General features: G+C 66.6%; 13 protein-coding genes. 11 read left to right on the top strand and 2 right to left on the bottom strand.

Going from position 1 to position 16,057, the window contains the following annotated elements; all coding sequences use genetic code 11:
- The first annotated feature begins 8 nt into the window (after positions 1-8).
- From N7607_RS01685 to N7607_RS01655, 7 genes are all read left to right on the top strand, one after another.
- The gene (locus N7607_RS01685; RefSeq protein ID WP_279867205.1) at positions 9-506 is read left to right on the top strand and encodes a rhomboid family intramembrane serine protease; all 498 of its coding nucleotides are present in this window, start codon (positions 9-11) and stop codon (positions 504-506) included.
- A gap of 10 nt (positions 507-516) precedes the next feature.
- The gene (locus tag N7607_RS01680; RefSeq protein WP_279867160.1) at positions 517-1,206 is read left to right on the top strand and encodes a phospholipase D-like domain-containing protein; all 690 of its coding nucleotides are present in this window, start codon (positions 517-519) and stop codon (positions 1,204-1,206) included.
- 72 nt (positions 1,207-1,278) lie between these two features.
- Complete coding sequence (locus N7607_RS01675) at positions 1,279-1,818, top strand: YaeQ family protein (RefSeq protein ID WP_279867162.1); 540 nt, start codon at positions 1,279-1,281, stop codon at positions 1,816-1,818.
- Positions 1,819-1,972: 154 nt separating this feature from the next.
- Complete coding sequence (recJ, locus tag N7607_RS01670) at positions 1,973-3,688, top strand: single-stranded-DNA-specific exonuclease RecJ (RefSeq protein ID WP_279867164.1); 1,716 nt, start codon at positions 1,973-1,975, stop codon at positions 3,686-3,688.
- A 127-nt stretch (positions 3,689-3,815) separates the two neighbouring features.
- Positions 3,816-5,153 (top strand): choice-of-anchor Q domain-containing protein, encoded by a 1,338-nt coding sequence (locus N7607_RS01665; protein WP_279867165.1) that lies wholly within the window; start codon positions 3,816-3,818, stop codon positions 5,151-5,153.
- Positions 5,154-5,358: 205 nt separating this feature from the next.
- Complete coding sequence (locus tag N7607_RS01660; RefSeq protein WP_279867167.1) at positions 5,359-6,690, top strand: choice-of-anchor Q domain-containing protein; 1,332 nt, start codon at positions 5,359-5,361, stop codon at positions 6,688-6,690.
- A 176-nt stretch (positions 6,691-6,866) separates the two neighbouring features.
- Positions 6,867-8,198 carry a choice-of-anchor Q domain-containing protein gene (locus tag N7607_RS01655; protein ID WP_279867169.1) on the top strand — a complete coding sequence of 444 codons (1,332 nt, stop codon included), beginning with the start codon at positions 6,867-6,869 and terminating at the stop codon, positions 8,196-8,198.
- Here N7607_RS01655 and N7607_RS01650 read toward each other — a convergent pair.
- Complete coding sequence (locus N7607_RS01650) at positions 8,195-8,875, bottom strand: transglutaminase-like cysteine peptidase (RefSeq protein WP_279867170.1); 681 nt, start codon at positions 8,873-8,875, stop codon at positions 8,195-8,197. The genes N7607_RS01655 and N7607_RS01650 overlap by 4 nt on opposite strands.
- 260 nt (positions 8,876-9,135) lie before the next feature.
- On the opposite strand from N7607_RS01650, the gene N7607_RS01645 reads away from it, so the two are divergent.
- Positions 9,136-9,882 (top strand): tellurite resistance TerB family protein, encoded by a 747-nt coding sequence (locus N7607_RS01645; RefSeq protein ID WP_279867171.1) that lies wholly within the window; start codon positions 9,136-9,138, stop codon positions 9,880-9,882.
- Between the two features lie 3 nt (positions 9,883-9,885).
- Here N7607_RS01645 and N7607_RS01640 read toward each other — a convergent pair whose 3' ends face one another.
- On the bottom strand, positions 9,886-11,517 hold the full coding sequence (locus tag N7607_RS01640) for a sensor domain-containing diguanylate cyclase (RefSeq protein ID WP_279867173.1): 1,632 nt from the start codon (positions 11,515-11,517) through the stop codon (positions 9,886-9,888).
- Positions 11,518-11,707: 190 nt separating this feature from the next.
- Between N7607_RS01640 and N7607_RS01635 the strand changes: the two genes are divergently transcribed.
- From N7607_RS01635 to N7607_RS01625, 3 genes are read left to right on the top strand one after another with little or no spacing between them, the layout of a single operon-like run.
- Positions 11,708-13,705, top strand: coding sequence for a VIT domain-containing protein (locus N7607_RS01635; protein WP_279867174.1), 1,998 nt, complete (start codon positions 11,708-11,710; stop codon positions 13,703-13,705).
- A complete protein-coding gene (gene xrtQ / locus N7607_RS01630; RefSeq protein ID WP_279867175.1) occupies positions 13,695-15,050 on the top strand; it encodes an exosortase Q in 1,356 nt (451 codons plus the stop codon). The genes N7607_RS01635 and xrtQ overlap by 11 nt, the downstream gene beginning before the upstream one ends.
- A 32-nt stretch (positions 15,051-15,082) precedes the next feature.
- Positions 15,083-16,015 carry an autotransporter outer membrane beta-barrel domain-containing protein gene (locus N7607_RS01625; protein WP_279867177.1) on the top strand — a complete coding sequence of 311 codons (933 nt, stop codon included), beginning with the start codon at positions 15,083-15,085 and terminating at the stop codon, positions 16,013-16,015.
- Positions 16,016-16,057: the final 42 nt, after the last annotated feature.

The raw sequence follows: 16,057 nt of genomic DNA, 5'->3' as shown, positions 1-16,057 counted from the left end.
CCGCGCTGATGCTGGCGCTACAGGTAGGCAACAGTCTCAGCGGTAATGCCCTGAATGCCTGGGGCGTGCTACCGCGTTACACCGGCAGCCTGCCCGGCATACTCTTCGCGCCCTGGCTGCACGCCGGCTGGTGGCATCTGCTGAACAACCTGCCGGGGCTGATGTTGCTGGGTTGGCTGGCGCTGCTCGGTTCGCTGCGGCAGTTCCTTGCGGCCAGCGCCTTCATCATTATCGGCAGCGGCCTGCTGGTCTGGCTGTTCGCCCGGCCGGGCATGCACCTGGGCGCCAGTGGCTGGGTGTTCGGCCTGTGGGGCCTGCTGCTTGCGCGCGCCTGGTTCGAGCACAGCCTGGGCAGCCTGCTGATCGCCCTGCTGGTGCTGTTCTACTACGGCGGCTGGTGGCTCGGCCTGTTGCCGAGCCAGGGCATCTCCTTCGAATACCACCTGTTCGGTGCCCTGTGCGGCGTGCTGTTTGCCGCGCTGAGTCGGCGTCGAAGCACGACCTGAGGATACGGAAATGGACTTTGCCCGTCTCGACCAGCAACTGCGCGACAGCCTGGTCGATCTCAAGCTGAGCAACGAGGAGCGCGACGAATTGCGCCAGCTCGGCAGCGACCTGGGGCCGGACCAGATCCGTTACCTGCGCAACCGCGCCTTCGACCTGGTGCGCGACCTGGCGCTGACAGACACGGCCAATCTGCTGCCGGCTTTGAAATGGCTGGAGCAGGTGATCAAGACCCTCGACGCCGCCAGTGCGCCGCCGCGCCCGGCCGTGGCCAGCGCCCACTTCAGCCCCGGCGAGGACTGCCTGCGCAAGATCCGCGAGCTGTGCCGCCAGGCGCGCAGCAGCGTGGATATCTGCATCTACACCATTTCCGACGATCGCCTCAGCGAGGAGATCGTCGCCTGTCATCGCCGTGGCGTGGCGGTGCGGGTGATCAGCGACAACGAAAAGCAGTTCGACGAGGGCAGCGACATCCAGCAGCTGCTCGCCCAAGGCGTACCGCTGCGCATCGACGACAGCCCCTTCCACATGCACCACAAGTTCGCCCTGTTCGATGGCCGCCTGCTGCTCAACGGCAGCTTCAACTGGACCCGTAGCGCCAGCACCAGCAACGAGGAGAACCTGATGGTGACCGATCACCCGCAGCTGGTAGCGGCCTATGCGGCGGAGTTCGAGCAGCTCTGGGCACGCTTCTCCCGCTGAGCGGCCGGGTTCGTGGCGAGTCGGCCTTTCGGGTAGACTTGCCGCCTTTCCCGCCAGCCAAGAAGCCCGCCCATGGCCCTGCAAGCCACGCCCTATAAAGTCGAACTGAACCTCACCGACATCGACCGCAACGTCTACGAGAACCTGCGCTTCACCGTGGCCAAGCATCCCTCGGAGACCGAGGAGCGTCTGTGTGTGCGGCTGATCGCCTATGCGCTGTGGTACCACGAGCAGCTGGCTTTCGGTCGCGGCCTGTCCGACGTCGACGAGCCGGCGCTGTGGGAGAAGAGCCTGGACGACCGCGTGCTGCACTGGATCGAAGTCGGCCAGCCGGATGCCGAGCGCATCACCTGGTGCTCGCGCCGCACCGAGCGTTTCAGCCTGGTGGCCTATGGCAGCCTGCGGGTGTGGCAGAACAAGGTGCTCGATGGCGTGCGTAGCCTGAAGAACATCAACGTGGTCGGCGTGGACCAGGAGGCCCTGGAGCACCTGGCCCGCGACCTGCCGCGTTCGGTGAGCTGGAGCGTGATGATCAGCGACGGTCTGCTCTACGTTACCGACGAGCGTGGCCAGCACGAGATCCCGCTGGAGTGGCTGCACGGCGAGCGTTGATCTTTCCGCTCTCCCTTTGGGAGAGGGGCCAGGGGTGAGGGACTATCCGGCGGCTCCGAGCTGCCCGTAACACCCTCACCCCAGCCCTCTCCCAAAGGGAGAGGGAGTCTTCCGCGCCGCTATTGGGCCGCCTAGCAGAACAACCGGAATACCCATGCGCATCGATCTTCGCCCCTTGCCCGAAAACCTGCCCGACCTGGGCGATCTGCCGCCTTTGCTGACCCGCCTGTACGCCTCCCGGGGTGTGCAGTCCGCCGCCGAGCTGGACAAGGGCCTGGCGCGGCTGATTCCGTACCAGCAGTTGAAGGGCATGGACGACGCGGTGGAACTGCTGGTGCAGGCGTTGGAGCAACGCCAGCGCATCCTGATCGTCGGCGACTTCGATGCCGACGGCGCCACCGCCAGCTCGGTCGGCGTGCTCGGCCTGCGCATGCTCGGCGCGGCCCATGTCGATTACCTGGTGCCCAACCGTTTCGAGTACGGCTACGGCCTGACGCCGGAAATCGTCGCCGTGGCCCTGCAGCGTCAACCCGATCTGCTGCTGACCGTGGACAACGGCATCTCCAGCGTCGAGGGCGTGGCCGCGGCCAAGGCCGCCGGGCTCAAGGTGCTGGTCACCGACCATCACCTGCCGGGGCCTGAATTGCCGGCGGCGGACGCCATCGTCAATCCCAACCAGCCGGGCTGCGATTTCCCGAGCAAGTCCCTGGCCGGGGTCGGGGTGATGTTCTATGTGCTGCTGGCCCTGCGCGCCAAGCTGCGCGAGATCGGCTGGTTTGCCAGCCGCGGCGCAGCCGAGCCGAATCTGGGCGAGCTGCTCGACCTGGTGGCCCTGGGCAGCGTGGCCGACGTGGTGCCGCTGGACGCCAACAACCGCATCCTGGTCCATCAGGGGCTGGCGCGTATCCGCGCCGGCCGGGCGCGGCCGGGGCTGCGGGCGATCCTCGAAGTGGCGGGGCGGCAGCATGGGCGCATCAGCTCCACCGACCTCGGCTTCATCCTCGGGCCACGCCTGAATGCCGCCGGGCGCCTGGATGACATGAGCCTGGGCATCGAGTGCCTGCTGTGCGACGACGAGGCGCTGGTGCGCGACATGGCTCAGCAGCTCGACGACCTGAACAAGGACCGCAAGGCCATCGAGCAGGGCATGCAGCGCGAGGCGCTGGCCCAGCTCAAGGACATGAACGTCGAGGACATGCCGTTCGGCCTGTGCCTGTTCGAGGCGGACTGGCACCAGGGCGTGATCGGCATCCTCGCCTCGCGCCTGAAGGAGCGTTACCACCGCCCGGCCATCGCCTTCGCCGACGCCGGTGACGGCCTGCTCAAGGGCTCGGCGCGCTCGGTGCCGGGGCTGCATATCCGCGATGCGCTGGACGCGGTCGCGGCCAGGCATCCGGGGCTGATCAGCAAGTTCGGCGGCCACGCCATGGCCGCCGGCCTGTCGCTGCCGCAGGAGAACTACGGCGCCTTCGCAGCCGCCTTCGACGCCGAGGTGCGCCGCCAGCTGAGCGAGGACGATCTCACCGGCCGCCTGCTCTCCGACGGCCAGCTGGGCGTCGAGGAGTTCCACCTGGAGCTGGCCAAGGCCCTGCGCCATGCCGGGCCCTGGGGGCAGCATTTCCCCGAGCCGCTGTTCCACGGCGTGTTCCAGATCGTCAATCAGCGGGTGGTGGGCGAGAAGCACCTCAAGCTGGTGCTGAAGACCGAATGTGGCGGCCAGACCCTGGACGGCATCGCCTTCAACGTCGACCGCGACACCTGGCCCAACCCCAACGTGCGCTGGGTGGAGCTGGCCTACAAGCTGGACGTCAACGAATACCAAGGCCGCGAGAGCGTGCAGCTGATGGTGGCGCATCTGGCTCCGCGTTGAGCTGACCGGATGAGTGGCGTTGACGCTACCGGGGTGGGCTTCTAAAGGTTAATGCGCCGCTACGATGCGGCGCTGGAGCGGAAGCCGGGCGTTATCCGCGATAACGTCTGCCCATGGGGGTTCCGCCATGCGTCATGTCCCGTTCGCGCTTGCCTGCGCATCCGTTCTTGCTCTTGCCGACTCCGCACTGGCCCATGATTTTCGGGTCAACCGTCTTGATGATCAGTTCGATGGCGTCTGTGATGCCCACTGCTCGCTGCGTGACGCGATCAGCGCGCACAACCAGACGGGCCAGGGGCCCAACCGCATTCTGCTGCCGGCGGGCACGTTTCAGCTGTCCCTGCCGCCGGAGTATGGGGAGGAGGGGGAGGTCTACGACGAGGATGAGAATCTCAACGGCGACCTCGATGTGATTGTCGGCAGCGTCATTCTGGTGGGCGCCGGGCGAGACGGCAGCATTGTCGACGGTGGCCGCATCGATCGGCTGTTCGAGGTTGCTGCCGGGGCCGTGCTGTATGCCGATGACCTCACCCTGCGCAACGGCTTCACCTCGACCCACGGTGGAGCCATCGAGAACCGCGGCCAGCTCATCGTGCGGCGCAGCCGCCTGGCCGACAACCTGATCTCCTACCAGTGGGATGGTCAGCACTACGGCGGCGCGATTTACAACGAAGGCACGCTGGTGGTCTACGACAGCCTCTTTCAACACAACGTCATCAACATCAATGACAGCGGCAGCGCCCAGGGTGGCGCGCTGTTCAACGCCGGCCGGCTGCAGGTGCGCGATAGCCTGTTTGAGAACAACGTGGTGGACACCGATGACGTTACCGGCTTCGGCGCGGCGGTGTTCAATACCGGCGAGGCCAGCATGGCCCGCGTGGCGATTCTGGGCAGCAGGGGCGACGGCCCGGGCACCGCGGTGCGCAACGATGGCAACGGCGTGCTGACCCTGTCCAACGCCACGATCACGGGCAGCGGCAGCCAGGAGTCCGAGACGGATGCGGCGGTGTCCAACGGCTCGGACCACTGGGCCTACCCCGGTAGCCCGCGCCTCAAGCTGCTGAATGTCACCATCGCCGGCAATGGGCAGGTGGGGTTGTATAACGACGGCTTCCTCGAACTGCGCAACAGCGTGATCGTCGACAACCCGCAGAACAACTGCATCAACTACGGAACCATCGTGCGTTCCGCCGGCCTGCTGCTCGGCAGCGACTCGGGCAACTGCCCGGCGGACCTGTATGTCGACGAGCAGGCCATCTACGGCAGGGTTCTGTATGCACTTAGTGACAACGGTGCGGGCTTGCCCACCTTCAGTCTGCCGCCGGTCAGCCCGGCGCTGGATGCCGGTGTCGGTCTTTGCCCGCAGGTCGACCAGCGCGGCTACCCGCGGCCGCAGGATGGCAATGGGGATGGAGTGGTCGGGTGCGACCTGGGCGCCTACGAGCGCGGCTCGAAGGTTCGCTGAGCGGGTGGTGGGCGAGGAGCACCCCGAGCTGGCGCTGAAGACCGAATGGCGGCCAGCCCCTGGGCACCGTGCTGAGGCCTGGCAGATAAGCGGTCTTGACTGGGGGACTATGCACTCCTAAGAAGTTATCCGTCGCCCATGTGCGACAGGTCTGCGGAAGCTGGGCGTTGTCCGCGAATAACGTCCCGTATCCGGAGCCTCCGCCATGCGCTACTCCATATCCGCGCTTGCCTGCGCGTCTGTCTTTGCCCTTTCCGATGTTGTCCTGGCCCAGGACCTTAAGGTCAACCGCTTCAACGATGAGTTCGACGGTATCTGCGATAGCCATTGTTCGCTGCGTGACGCCGTCGCGGCCAGCAATCTGCTGGGTGGTGACAACCGCATCCTCCTGCCCGTCGGCACCTACACCCTGGCGTTGCCCCCCGATTACGGCGAGGAGGGTGAGGTGTACGACGAGGACCAGAACCTCAATGGTGACCTCGATGTGCTCGCCGGCTCTCTGACCCTGGTCGGCACCGACAGTCGCGACAGCATCATCGACGGTGGCGCGGTCGACCGTCTGTTCGAGGTCGAGGCCGGTGCTGCTCTGACGGTGTCGGATCTCACGCTGCGCAACGGGGAGACCTCCGAGGACGGCGGGGCAATCGAAAACCGTGGCCAGCTGACCGTGCGCCACAGCTTGTTGACCCAGAACCGCTGCCGATATCCATGGGGCGGTGAGCAGAGCGGAGGAGCAATCTTCAGCAGTGGCCAACTCGAGGTGTATGCCAGCCAATTCAAGAGCAACTATGTGCTAACGGGAGACAGCGGTGGGGCTTTTGGCGGAGCCATCTTCAGCTCTGGCACGCTCAAGGTGCGAGACACGCTGTTTGTCGACAATGGCGTGAGTACCGACGACGAAACTGGCATCGGCGGGGCCTTGTTCAATACCGGCGTGGCCAGCGTCATACGGGCATCCTTCGTCAGCAACAGTGGCGACGGCCAGGGCGCGGCGATACGCAACGATGGCGAAGGCTCGCTGACGCTAGCCAATGTCACCGTGGCGGAGACACCCTTCGCTGGGAAGGAGAGCTTCGCCGCCATTGCCAACGGGAGCGACTATCCCATGTATCCGGGTACTCCTTCGATGAAGCTGATTCACGCGACCGTTGCGGATAATCTATCCGTCGGGGTGCACAACCAGGGCAGCTTGACCGCGCGCAACAGCCTGCTTATCGATAACCGGGAGGGCAACTGCGTCAACGCGGGGAGCCTAATTTCTCGCGGATTGCTGCTAGGCGCCGACTCCAGCAACTGCCCTGCAACTGTTTATGTCGATGATCAGAGTATTTACGGCAAAGTGCTTTATGCACTGACCGACAACAGCGTCGGTTTGCCGACCTTCAGCCTGCCTCCCGCCAGCCCGGCTCTGGATGCGGGTGTAGGCGCGTGCCCGACCGTAGATCAGCGCGGATACCCGCGGCCGCAGGATGGCGACGGTGACGGAGTAGCCGTGTGCGACTTGGGCGCCTACGAGCGCGGCTCGAAGGTTCGCTGAGCGCTCAGGCCACGGCCAGGGCGTGCTGGCCCTGGCGCCGCGATGAGGTCTGGTGGACGAGCGGTCTTGACTGGGTTCCTGCGCACCCCTAAGAAGTTATCCGTCGCCCTTGTGTGACAGGTCTGCGGAAGCTGGGCGTTGTCCGCGAATAACGTCCCGTATCTGGAGCCTCCGCCATGCGCTACTCCATATCCGCGCTTGCCTGCGCGTCTGTTCTTGCGCTTTCTGATGCCGTACTGGCCCAGGACCTGAAGGTCAACCGCTTCAACGATGAGTTCGATGGTATCTGCGATGCCCATTGTTCGTTGCGCGATGCCGTTAGCGTGAACAACCAGTTGGGTGGCACCAATCGCATCGTGCTGCGGGCCGGTACCTATCAGCTTTCCTTGCCACCGGAATATGGTGTGGACGGTGACGTCTATGACGAGGATCAGAACGTCAATGGTGATCTCGACGTACTCGCCGGCAATCTGACCGTGGTGGGCGTCACTCGAGAGGATACCATCATCGACGGCGGAAGCATGGACAGGTTGTTCGAGGTGGAAGCCGGCGCGGCGCTGGATGTGCAGGATGTGACATTGCGCAACGGCTATACCACCTCGAATGGCGGCGGTATCGAGAATCGCGGCCATGTCGTGCTGCGTCGCAGTCTGCTGACGGGGCTGCGTATCTGGTACCTGTGGTTTGCTGAGCACCGTGGTGGGGCGATATACAACCAGGGCACGCTAGAGCTTTACGACAGCATTTTGGAGGGCAACGGCATCGCCAATTATGATCTTGGCCGCGCTGAGGGCGGTGCCCTGTTCAATACCGGCACATTGAGCGTGCGTGACACCCTGTTCCGTGGCAATTCGGTCATCAGCTCCAACAGCATCAGCGCGGGGGCGGCCCTGTTCAATACGGGTGAGGCCAGCCTGGCGCGGGTGGCCATTCTGGACAGCCGGGCCGATGGCGACGAAGGCGTCGCTGTACGCAATGCGGTCTATGGCGTACTGACGATGTCCAATGTCACGGTGGCGGCTAGCAGTTCGAGGTACGGGTTTTATTCTGCAGTGGCCAACGGTGGCGCCACCGATCTTCTGTATTACTCCCCGCGCATGAAGTTGCTGCACGTCACCATTGCCGATAACGCGGCGGTGGGGCTGCATAACCGAGGTCTGTTGGACATGCGCAACAGCGTGATTGTCGACAACCAGTTCGGCAATTGCATCAACGACGCAACCGTCCAGCGGGCGAGCGGGCTGCTGCTCGGCCTCGATTCGGGCAATTGCCCAGCCGCTGTTTATGTCGATGATCAGAGCATCTACGGCAAGGTGCTCTATGCACTGGCCGACAACAGCGCCGGTTTGCCGACTTTCAGCCTTCCTCCCGCCAGCCCGGCACTGGACGCAGGTGTCGGTACGTGCCCGACCGTAGATCAGCGTGGCTACCCGCGGCCGCGCGATGGTAACGGCGATGACCTGGCGGTGTGCGATCTGGGCGCCTACGAGCGCGGCGCCAGGCGCTAGATGGCGTGCGGGTTGTTGGTCGAGAGGCCCTCGGCCAGCGCCCGCGCGCTGACATCCTGCCAGCGCGACAGCAACTGCGGTGACTGCTTGGACTGCCGCTGCGGCGCGCTGCCGAGGAAGATGCCGTGGTTGTTGAAGGCGTATACCGGCAGCAGATCGCGGCGCTCGCGGGCCGGCAGGATCTGCGCCTGCAGGTTGTCGAGAATCAGCGGTTCGGCGCGCTCGTCGGCGTAGTAGGCCAGCACCATGTGCGCACGCTTCAGCTCCAGGGATTTGACGAAGGTCAGGCGCAGCTTGGCGCTGGGCACGCCCAGCTGGATCAGGCCGAAATACTTGGCGATGGCGATGTCCTCGCAATCGCCGCGGCCCAGGCCGAGGGTCTCGCGTGGCGTGGCCCAGTAGTCGGCCTCGCCCCACACATCCAGATCCTCGCCATGCAGCACGCTGCGGTTGACGAAGCGGTTGACCTGCTCCAGCACAAGCGCCTCGTCGCCGCTGGCGGGCTGCTCCAGCAACTGCTGCCAGGCTTGCAGGCGATTGCTGCTGATCGCTTCGGCCAGCGCCGAGGGCTGGGTGTTGCCGGCGTTGCTCGGTGTGCCACCCAGGCCGACCAATAGCCCCAAGGCGCCGAGCAAGGCGCGGCGCGGAACAAGGCGATGGGGCGAAGGCAGGGGCATGGGCGGCTGCTCCGGCCGCCGGGGTGGCGGGACTCGGGCGATCCTGAAAGATCGCCTGCCGAGCAAATGTGATGGCCTGCTCCCTTTGCGAGCACACTTGTCCAGTTCCGTGCGAATCCCTGAACTGGTTCACGCTCCGCTTGCGGGTTCCGCAAGGCGCTCTGCAATATTCCGAAGCACTGCGTCACCCCCTCCTGCAGGTCATATGGCTAGAATCGGGGCACCTCCATGGATCGGTTAACCCCTGAAGGAGGGCTCAGATGAATACTCGTGGACTGCTCGACCAATTGCTCAAATCCGGCCAGGACCTGCTGCAGCAGAAGTCCGGCTCATCGTCATCCGGCGGCCTGGGCGGATTGCTCGGCGGCCTTGCCGGCGGCGCGAGCGGCGGTGTCAAGGGTGGTGGCGATCTCGGCACCCTGCTCAAGGGCGCCGGCGGTGGCGCTCTGGCGGCCGGTGCCCTGGGCCTGCTGCTGGGCAACAAGAGCGCGCGCAAGCTGGGTGGCAAGGCGCTGACCTACGGTGGCCTGGCTGCCCTCGGGGTGATCGCCTATAAGGCTTATGGCAACTGGCAGGCCCAGCAGCAGGGCACCGCGCAGCCGCGCGTCGAGCCGCAGACCGTCGACCGTCTGCCGGCGCCCCAGGCCGAGTTGCACAGCCAGGCCATCCTTAAGGCGCTGGTGGCGGCGGCCAAGGCCGATGGTCATGTGGACGCCAAGGAGCGCCAACTGATCGAGGAGCAGATCGGCGCGCTGTCCAACGACCCCGAGCTGATGCGCTGGCTGGATGCCGAGCTGAACAAACCGCTCGATCCGGGTGAGGTGGCACGCGCCGCCACTACCCCGGAGATGGCCGCGGAGATGTACATCGCCAGCGTGCTGATGGTGGACGAGGAGCACTTCATGGAGCGCGCCTATCTGGAGGAGCTGGCCCGCCAGCTCAAGCTGGAGCCCTCGCTCAAGGCCGAGCTGGAAGCCCAGGTGCGCCAGGAGCTGGTGGTCAACTGAGGTTTACGCGGGGTTCTGGGCTGTGTCCTGGAACTCCGCGCGGTTACGCCCGGCATGCTTGGCGCGGTACAGCGCCTGGTCGGCCATCTCCAGCACGCTCTCCAGCTCGGGATTGTCCAGCGGCCACAGGGCGCCGCCGATGCTGCAGCCAATCCTGACTTCCTGTTCGTCGATCCGCACCGGCTGCTGCAGGCCATGCAGCACGCGCTCGGCCACGTGACGAATGCGCGCCTGCGCTTCCTCTTCCTGCACCTGTAGCACCAGCACGAACTCGTCGCCGCCCAGGCGTGCCACCATGTCGCCGTCGCGCACGCAGCCGCGCAGGCGCACGGCCACGTGTCTGAGCAACTGGTCGCCGGCAGCGTGGCCGAGCTTGTCGTTGACCGGCTTGAAGCCGTCCAGGTCGAGATAGAGCAGGGCCAGGCAGCCTTCGCGTTGCTTGCCCAGCATGAGGAATTTCTCCAGCGCGGCACGGTTGGCCAGGCCAGTCAGTGGGTCGCTGTGGGCCTTGTTCTCCATCAGGCCGAGGGCGTTCTGCTGATGGGTCAGGCTCTCCACCAGTTGGCGGATCGACTGGCTTAGCACGGCGATCTCGCGCGGGCTGTCGAGATCGGGGATCTCGGCGATCTGCCCGGCGCTGAGGCGGTCGGCGGCCTCGGCGATCTGGCGCAGCGGGCGGGTGAAATAGCCGGTCAGCAGCCAGCCGGTGGCGGCGAACAGCAGCGCCAGGCCGACGCCCCACAGCACGATGTTGCGGCTCAGCGCCCGGGCCGGCGCGTAGGCTTCGTCCAGCGATTGTCGCGCCACCACGATCCAGCCGAGGCCGGCGTAACCCTGGTAGCCATGGCTGGCGGCGAAACCGGTGACGTACTCCTGGCCGTCCGGCCAGCGTTGTACGGCCCACTGGCCGTCCTTGGCGAGAGGGCGCTCGAGGGCACTCAGTTCCAGGCGCTGGCCAATCATGGCCTTGGGACCGAGCAGCACCGTGTGGTCGCGGCCGAGGATCAGAAACTCCACGTTGCGACGCTGCTGGATGGGTTCGACCAGCGAGCGGCGCACCTCGTCTGCCCAGGTCCAGGACAGGTGGGTCGCCAGCACCCCGGCCAGTTTGTCGTTCGGGCCGTACACCGGCAGGCTGATGTCGACGAATTTCATCGGTTCGCCGCTCGGATTGGGCAGCAGCTTGGCCAGCAGCACGGCCTCGTGCACATCGCCGATGAACAGGCCGCGGTAGCCCTGGATATACACCGGGCGCTGGGCCAGGCTGGCGCCCTGGAGGATGCCGCCGCTGGCGGCCAGCACGGTGCCCTTGGGATCGGTGAAGCCGATCCAGGCGATGCTGGGAATCTCCTGCTTGAGGCGGTCGAGCAGCTCGCGGATCTGCCCGGCGTCGTCCGGCTGGCGCAGTACATTCAGGCTACCGAGCACCTGCAGGTAGGCGGCGCGGCTGGCCATGTCGCGGTCCAGGCGGTCGATCATCTGCAGCGACACTTCTACCAGGTCACGGCCGACTTCCTCGCGGATGCGCTGGCTGGAGTCGTTGCCGATCAGGGTGCCGAGCAGCCAGCTGAGCAGGGTCACCAACAGGGCGATGAGCAGGGCGATATGGCTGCGCAGACTGAAGGCTGGGCGCATGAACGGCGACTCCGAATGCGTGACGGTGGCGGTTCGCCCTGGCGCGGGCCATAGCGGGGTGTCGGGCCTTTTTTCAGGGTAGTTCAGGCCGCTCGGCGAGCATTCCACATAAAGCCCACGCAATCTTCAAACTTTTCACACTCTGCGCTCGCAGCATCCCGCCATCAGCAATCGTGAGCGGGAGGTGGATATGTTGCCGGGAATAGGTAGGCGGGCTCTGCGGACGGCCCTGGGGCTGGTGCTGTTGGGTTGTTCGACGCTGGTGGCGGCGCAGCAGGATCAGGGCGAGAGCCCTTACTTCGCGGTGGAGGGCGGCGATGGCGTGGTGGACGCCCTGCCGCTGAAGTCCACCGATGTGCAGGTGCGCATTCTCGGCGTGATGGCCGATGTGCGCGTGGTGCAGCGCTATCGCAACGAGGGCCAGCAGGCGCTGGAGGCGCGCTATGTGTTCCCCGGCTCGACCCGCGCGGCGGTGTACGGCATGACCGTGCGCCTGGGCGAGCGCGAGCTGCGTGCGCAGATCCGCGAGAAGCAGAAGGCCAAGGTGGAGTACCAGCAGGCCAAGAGCGCCGGCAAGACCGCGGCGCTGCTGGAGCAGCAGCGCGAGAACGTGTTCCAGATGCAGGTGGCCAACATCCTGCCGGGCGATGAGGTCGATGTGGAGCTGCGCTACACCGAGCTGCTGTTGCCGGAGGAGGGCGTCTATCGCTTCGTCTTCCCGACGGTGGTCGGGCCGCGCTACAACGGCAAGCCGGGCAGCGCGAGCCACAAGGTCGAGCCATGGATCGCCACCGCTCATCTGGGCGAGGGCGTGCCATCGAGTGCCGGCTTCAGTCTCGCCATCGACATGATGGCGCCGACGCCGCTGGCGGACGTCGCCTCGCCCAGCCACGCGCTGCAACGTGAACAGGTGGAGGCCAACCGGCTGCGCCTGAGCCTGGGCGACGACGGCCGGCCGGCGAACAATCGCGACTTCGTGCTCGACTATCGCCTGTCTGGCGCCGACTTCCAGAGCGGCGTGCTGCTCAGCGAAGGCGAGCAGGAGAACTTCTTTCTCGCCCTGGTGGCACCGCCCAAGCAGGCGCCGAGCAGCCTGATCGTGCCGCGCGAGTACATCTTCGTGGTGGATATCTCCGGCTCGATGCACGGCTTCCCGCTGGATACCGCCAAGCAGCTGCTGCGCAAGCTGATCGGCGGCCTGCGCCCGGCCGACAGCTTTAACGTCCTGCTGTTCTCCGGCAGTAGCAGCATGCTGGCGCCGCAGTCGCAGCCGGCCACCGAAGAAAATATCGAGACGGCGCTGGCGCTGCTCGACACGCAGATGGGCTCCGGTGGCACCGAACTGTTGCCGGCGCTGCGCCAGGCCTTGGCGATACCGGTGGATGCCGAGCGCTCGCGCAGCTTCGTGGTGGTTACCGATGGTTTCGTGGCGGTGGAGCGGGAGGCCTTCCGGCTGGTGCGCGAGAACCTAGACAAGGCCAACCTGTTCGCCTTCGGCATTGGCAGTTCGGTCAATCGCCAGCTGATCGAGGGGCTGGCCCGCGCGGGTCAGGGCGAGCCGTTCGTTGTGCTGGATGCCGAGTCGGCGCAGCAGGAGGCCGAGCGTCTGCGGCGGATGATCGATGCACCGCTGCTGGCCAGCCCGAAGCTGACCTTCGAAGGCCTGGATGTGTACGACGTGGAGCCGGCGCTACTGCCGGACCTGTTCGCCGAGCGCCCGCTGGCGGTGTTCGGCAAGTGGCGCGGTCCGGCCCAGGGGCGACTGCGGGTGGAGGGACATGGCAGCCAGGGGTTCTTCCAGGCCGAGGTGCCGATAGTCGCGGCCGAGGTGCGCAAGGACAGCCAGGCGCTGACCCATTTGTGGGCGCGCCGCCGGGTGACCACGCTGGTGGACCAGGAAACCCTGGAGGGTGGCTACGAGCACAGCCAGGCGATTCTCGACCTCGGCCTCAAGTATGGGTTGCTGACGCCCTATACCTCGTTCGTCGCGGTGGATGACGAAGTGCGCAATCCGCAGCCGGGCGCGGCGGCCAAGGTCCAGCAGCCGTTGCCGCTGCCGCAAGGAGTGAGCAATCAGGCGATCGGCGCGCTGGTGCCGAGCACTCCAGAGCCGGCGGCCTGGGCCATGCTGCTGGTCGCCGCGCTGGGCATGTTCTGGGCGAGCCGGCGCCGCAGCCATGCGCACTGACCAGCTGCCGCGCCTGCCGGCCTGGCTCTGGCTGCTGCTGGCGAGCGCCGCGCTGTGGCCGCTATGGCTGTGGAGTGCGCGGCGCCTGAGCGATGGCTCGGATGACCCCTACGGCATCGTCGCGCTGGGCGCATTGCTGCTGGTGCTGTGGCGCGAGCGCACCGGCTTTCTTGACGCACCGCGCGTGGGCTGGCTGCTGGCGGCGGTCGTGTTGGCCGCCTTGGCGGTGCTCAGCCAGGGGTTCTGGCCGCCGCTGCCCCGCGCCGCGCTGGGCGTGCTGGCGGTGCTCGGCGTGGCCATGGCGCTGCGCAGCGCCGGGCAGCCGCGCCTGGCCTGGTTCGGCCTGGGGTTGCTGGCGCTGCCGTTGCTGTCCTCCTTGCAGTTCTATCTGGGCTATCCGCTGCGCGTGCTGACCGCCGAGGCCAGTGTCTGGCTGCTGCGCGCTGGCGGGCTGGAGACTCTGCGTCAGGGCTGCGCGCTGGAGGTGGGCGGGCAACTGGTGATGGTCGATGCCCCGTGTTCCGGTATCCAGATGGCCTGGGTCGCCTATTTCACCGCCTTCGCCACCGCCGCCTGGTTGCGCCTGCCGGACCGCCTGCTGCTGCGCAGGATTCCGCTGCTCGGCGCGCTGGTGCTGGTCGGCAATATCCTGCGCAATAGTCTGCTGGTACTACAGGAAACCGGCCGCCTGGGTTGGCCGAGCTGGATGCACGAAGGTATCGGCCTGCTGGTGTTCGGCGTGGTCTGCGCCCTGGTGCTGCGCATCGTCGGCGCCGGCGTGTGGCAAGCGGCGCCGCTTCCGGTGCGGGCTCCGGTAGTCGCCGCAGCGGGCCTCTGGCAGGCGTCGTTGGCGCTGGTGTTTCTCTGTCTGGGTGGCTGGCCGCTGTTGCAGGGGCAGGCGGAGCCGGCGCAGCCGCTGGTTCGCTCGCACGAATGGCCGCATTACTTTGCCGGCCGCGAGTTGCGCCCGTTGGCGCTGTCGCCGGTGGAGCTGAGTTTTGCTGCGCAGTTTCCCGGCGCCATCGGCCGTTTCAGCGACGGCGAACGGATCATCAGCCTGCGGCATGTCACCCGGCCGACGCGCAAGCTGCACCCGGCGGCAGACTGTTTTCGCGGGCTCGGTTATCGCATCGGTGCGCAGGCGCTGGAGCGGCGCGTTGCCGCTTCCGGTGTGCAGCGCTGCTTCGTCGCCGAGGGCCCGGGCGGCCCGCTGCGGGTCTGCGAATATATCGAGGATGCCGCTGGAATCAGCTTCAGCGACCACTCGGCCTGGTACTGGAGCGCCCTGGCCGGCGAGTCGCGCGGGCCCTGGCTGGCGGTGACCACGGCGCAGCCACTGCCCTGATAGACTCCCGCCAGTCCAGCGGGAGGGCGGATATGGCAAGGCGAACGACACTGAGCGCGATGGTGCTGGCCCTGATCGGCCAGGCCGCGCTGGCCGACGATCTGCTGCTCGATCAGCGCGCACTGCTGCTGGACGACAGCCGCCTGCCGCGCGAGGCGGCGCTGGATCGTCTGCAGCAGGTGCGTTTCGCCTTCCGTGAGAAGCAGGCGCAGAAAGGCGACTGGCCGCTCTGGTCGCGCGCCTACGGCATCGATGGTGCCTGGGATGGCGGTTTGCAGCGTAACGGCGAGGGACTGCTGCTCGGCCTGGATCGGCCACTGGGCGGGCAGTGGATCGGCGGCGTGCTGGCCGGGGTGTCCCGCACCCGCCTGAAGGATGATGCCGGCCATGCCGACAGCGACAGCACGCACCTGGGCCTGTACGCCGCCACGCGCATCTACAACCAGCTGGGCTTCAAGCTCGGTGCGCTGCAGAGCTGGCACGAGTTGGAGCGGGGCGAGCGGGCGCGCAGCTGGCAGCTGTTCGGTGAGAGCAGCCTGGCCCTGGATTTCCGCGATTTCACCCTGGAGCCCTTCGCCGGCCTGGCTTATGTGCAGCTGGATGCGCCCAGCCAGCGCGAGCGCGGCCTGCGTCTGCCCGGCGCGGACGAGGAGAGCGGCTATCTGACTCTCGGTTGGCGTCTGGCCGCGCCCTGGTATGTGCAGCAGCGCAAGTGGGTCGGCCGCGCCAGCCTGGCGTTGCGTCAGGACCTGGGCGGCGACCGGCTGGCCAGTCGCGCCTGGAGCGAGGAGGGCGACGCGCTGCGCCTGCAGGGTCGCGAGTTCGAACGCAGCACCCTGCGCCTGGACCTGAGCCTGGATCACGAGCTGAGCGAGCGCTGCTATCTCGGCCTGACCTACGCCGGCCACTACGCCGAGGATGCCCGCGACAACGCCCTGGCGGCGCGGCTGAGCGTGAAATTCTGAGGGGCGCCCACACACGACCTGCTGCGCGTCGGCTAAACGGGA

This window comes from Pseudomonas sp. GD04019 (assembly GCF_029837695.1).
Lineage (GTDB): Bacteria > Pseudomonadota > Gammaproteobacteria > Pseudomonadales > Pseudomonadaceae > Aquipseudomonas.
The sequence above is the reverse complement of the archived record's forward strand: the minus strand, read 5'-3'. Positions and strand labels throughout refer to the sequence as shown.

What these genes read in the sequence shown, in the direction of transcription:
- N7607_RS01685 (WP_279867205.1), top strand. Translation starts at nt 9, where the DNA reads ATGCTGGCGCTACAGGTAGGCAACAGTCTCAGCGGTAATGCCCTGAAT.
- N7607_RS01680 (WP_279867160.1), top strand. Translation starts at nt 517, where the DNA reads ATGGACTTTGCCCGTCTCGACCAGCAACTGCGCGACAGCCTGGTCGAT.
- N7607_RS01675 (WP_279867162.1), top strand. Translation starts at nt 1,279, where the DNA reads ATGGCCCTGCAAGCCACGCCCTATAAAGTCGAACTGAACCTCACCGAC.
- recJ (WP_279867164.1), top strand. Translation starts at nt 1,973, where the DNA reads ATGCGCATCGATCTTCGCCCCTTGCCCGAAAACCTGCCCGACCTGGGC.
- N7607_RS01665 (WP_279867165.1), top strand. Translation starts at nt 3,816, where the DNA reads ATGCGTCATGTCCCGTTCGCGCTTGCCTGCGCATCCGTTCTTGCTCTT.
- N7607_RS01660 (WP_279867167.1), top strand. Translation starts at nt 5,359, where the DNA reads ATGCGCTACTCCATATCCGCGCTTGCCTGCGCGTCTGTCTTTGCCCTT.
- N7607_RS01655 (WP_279867169.1), top strand. Translation starts at nt 6,867, where the DNA reads ATGCGCTACTCCATATCCGCGCTTGCCTGCGCGTCTGTTCTTGCGCTT.
- N7607_RS01650 (WP_279867170.1), bottom strand. Translation starts at nt 8,875, where the DNA reads ATGCCCCTGCCTTCGCCCCATCGCCTTGTTCCGCGCCGCGCCTTGCTC.
- N7607_RS01645 (WP_279867171.1), top strand. Translation starts at nt 9,136, where the DNA reads ATGAATACTCGTGGACTGCTCGACCAATTGCTCAAATCCGGCCAGGAC.
- N7607_RS01640 (WP_279867173.1), bottom strand. Translation starts at nt 11,517, where the DNA reads ATGCGCCCAGCCTTCAGTCTGCGCAGCCATATCGCCCTGCTCATCGCC.
- N7607_RS01635 (WP_279867174.1), top strand. Translation starts at nt 11,708, where the DNA reads ATGTTGCCGGGAATAGGTAGGCGGGCTCTGCGGACGGCCCTGGGGCTG.
- xrtQ (WP_279867175.1), top strand. Translation starts at nt 13,695, where the DNA reads ATGCGCACTGACCAGCTGCCGCGCCTGCCGGCCTGGCTCTGGCTGCTG.
- N7607_RS01625 (WP_279867177.1), top strand. Translation starts at nt 15,083, where the DNA reads ATGGCAAGGCGAACGACACTGAGCGCGATGGTGCTGGCCCTGATCGGC.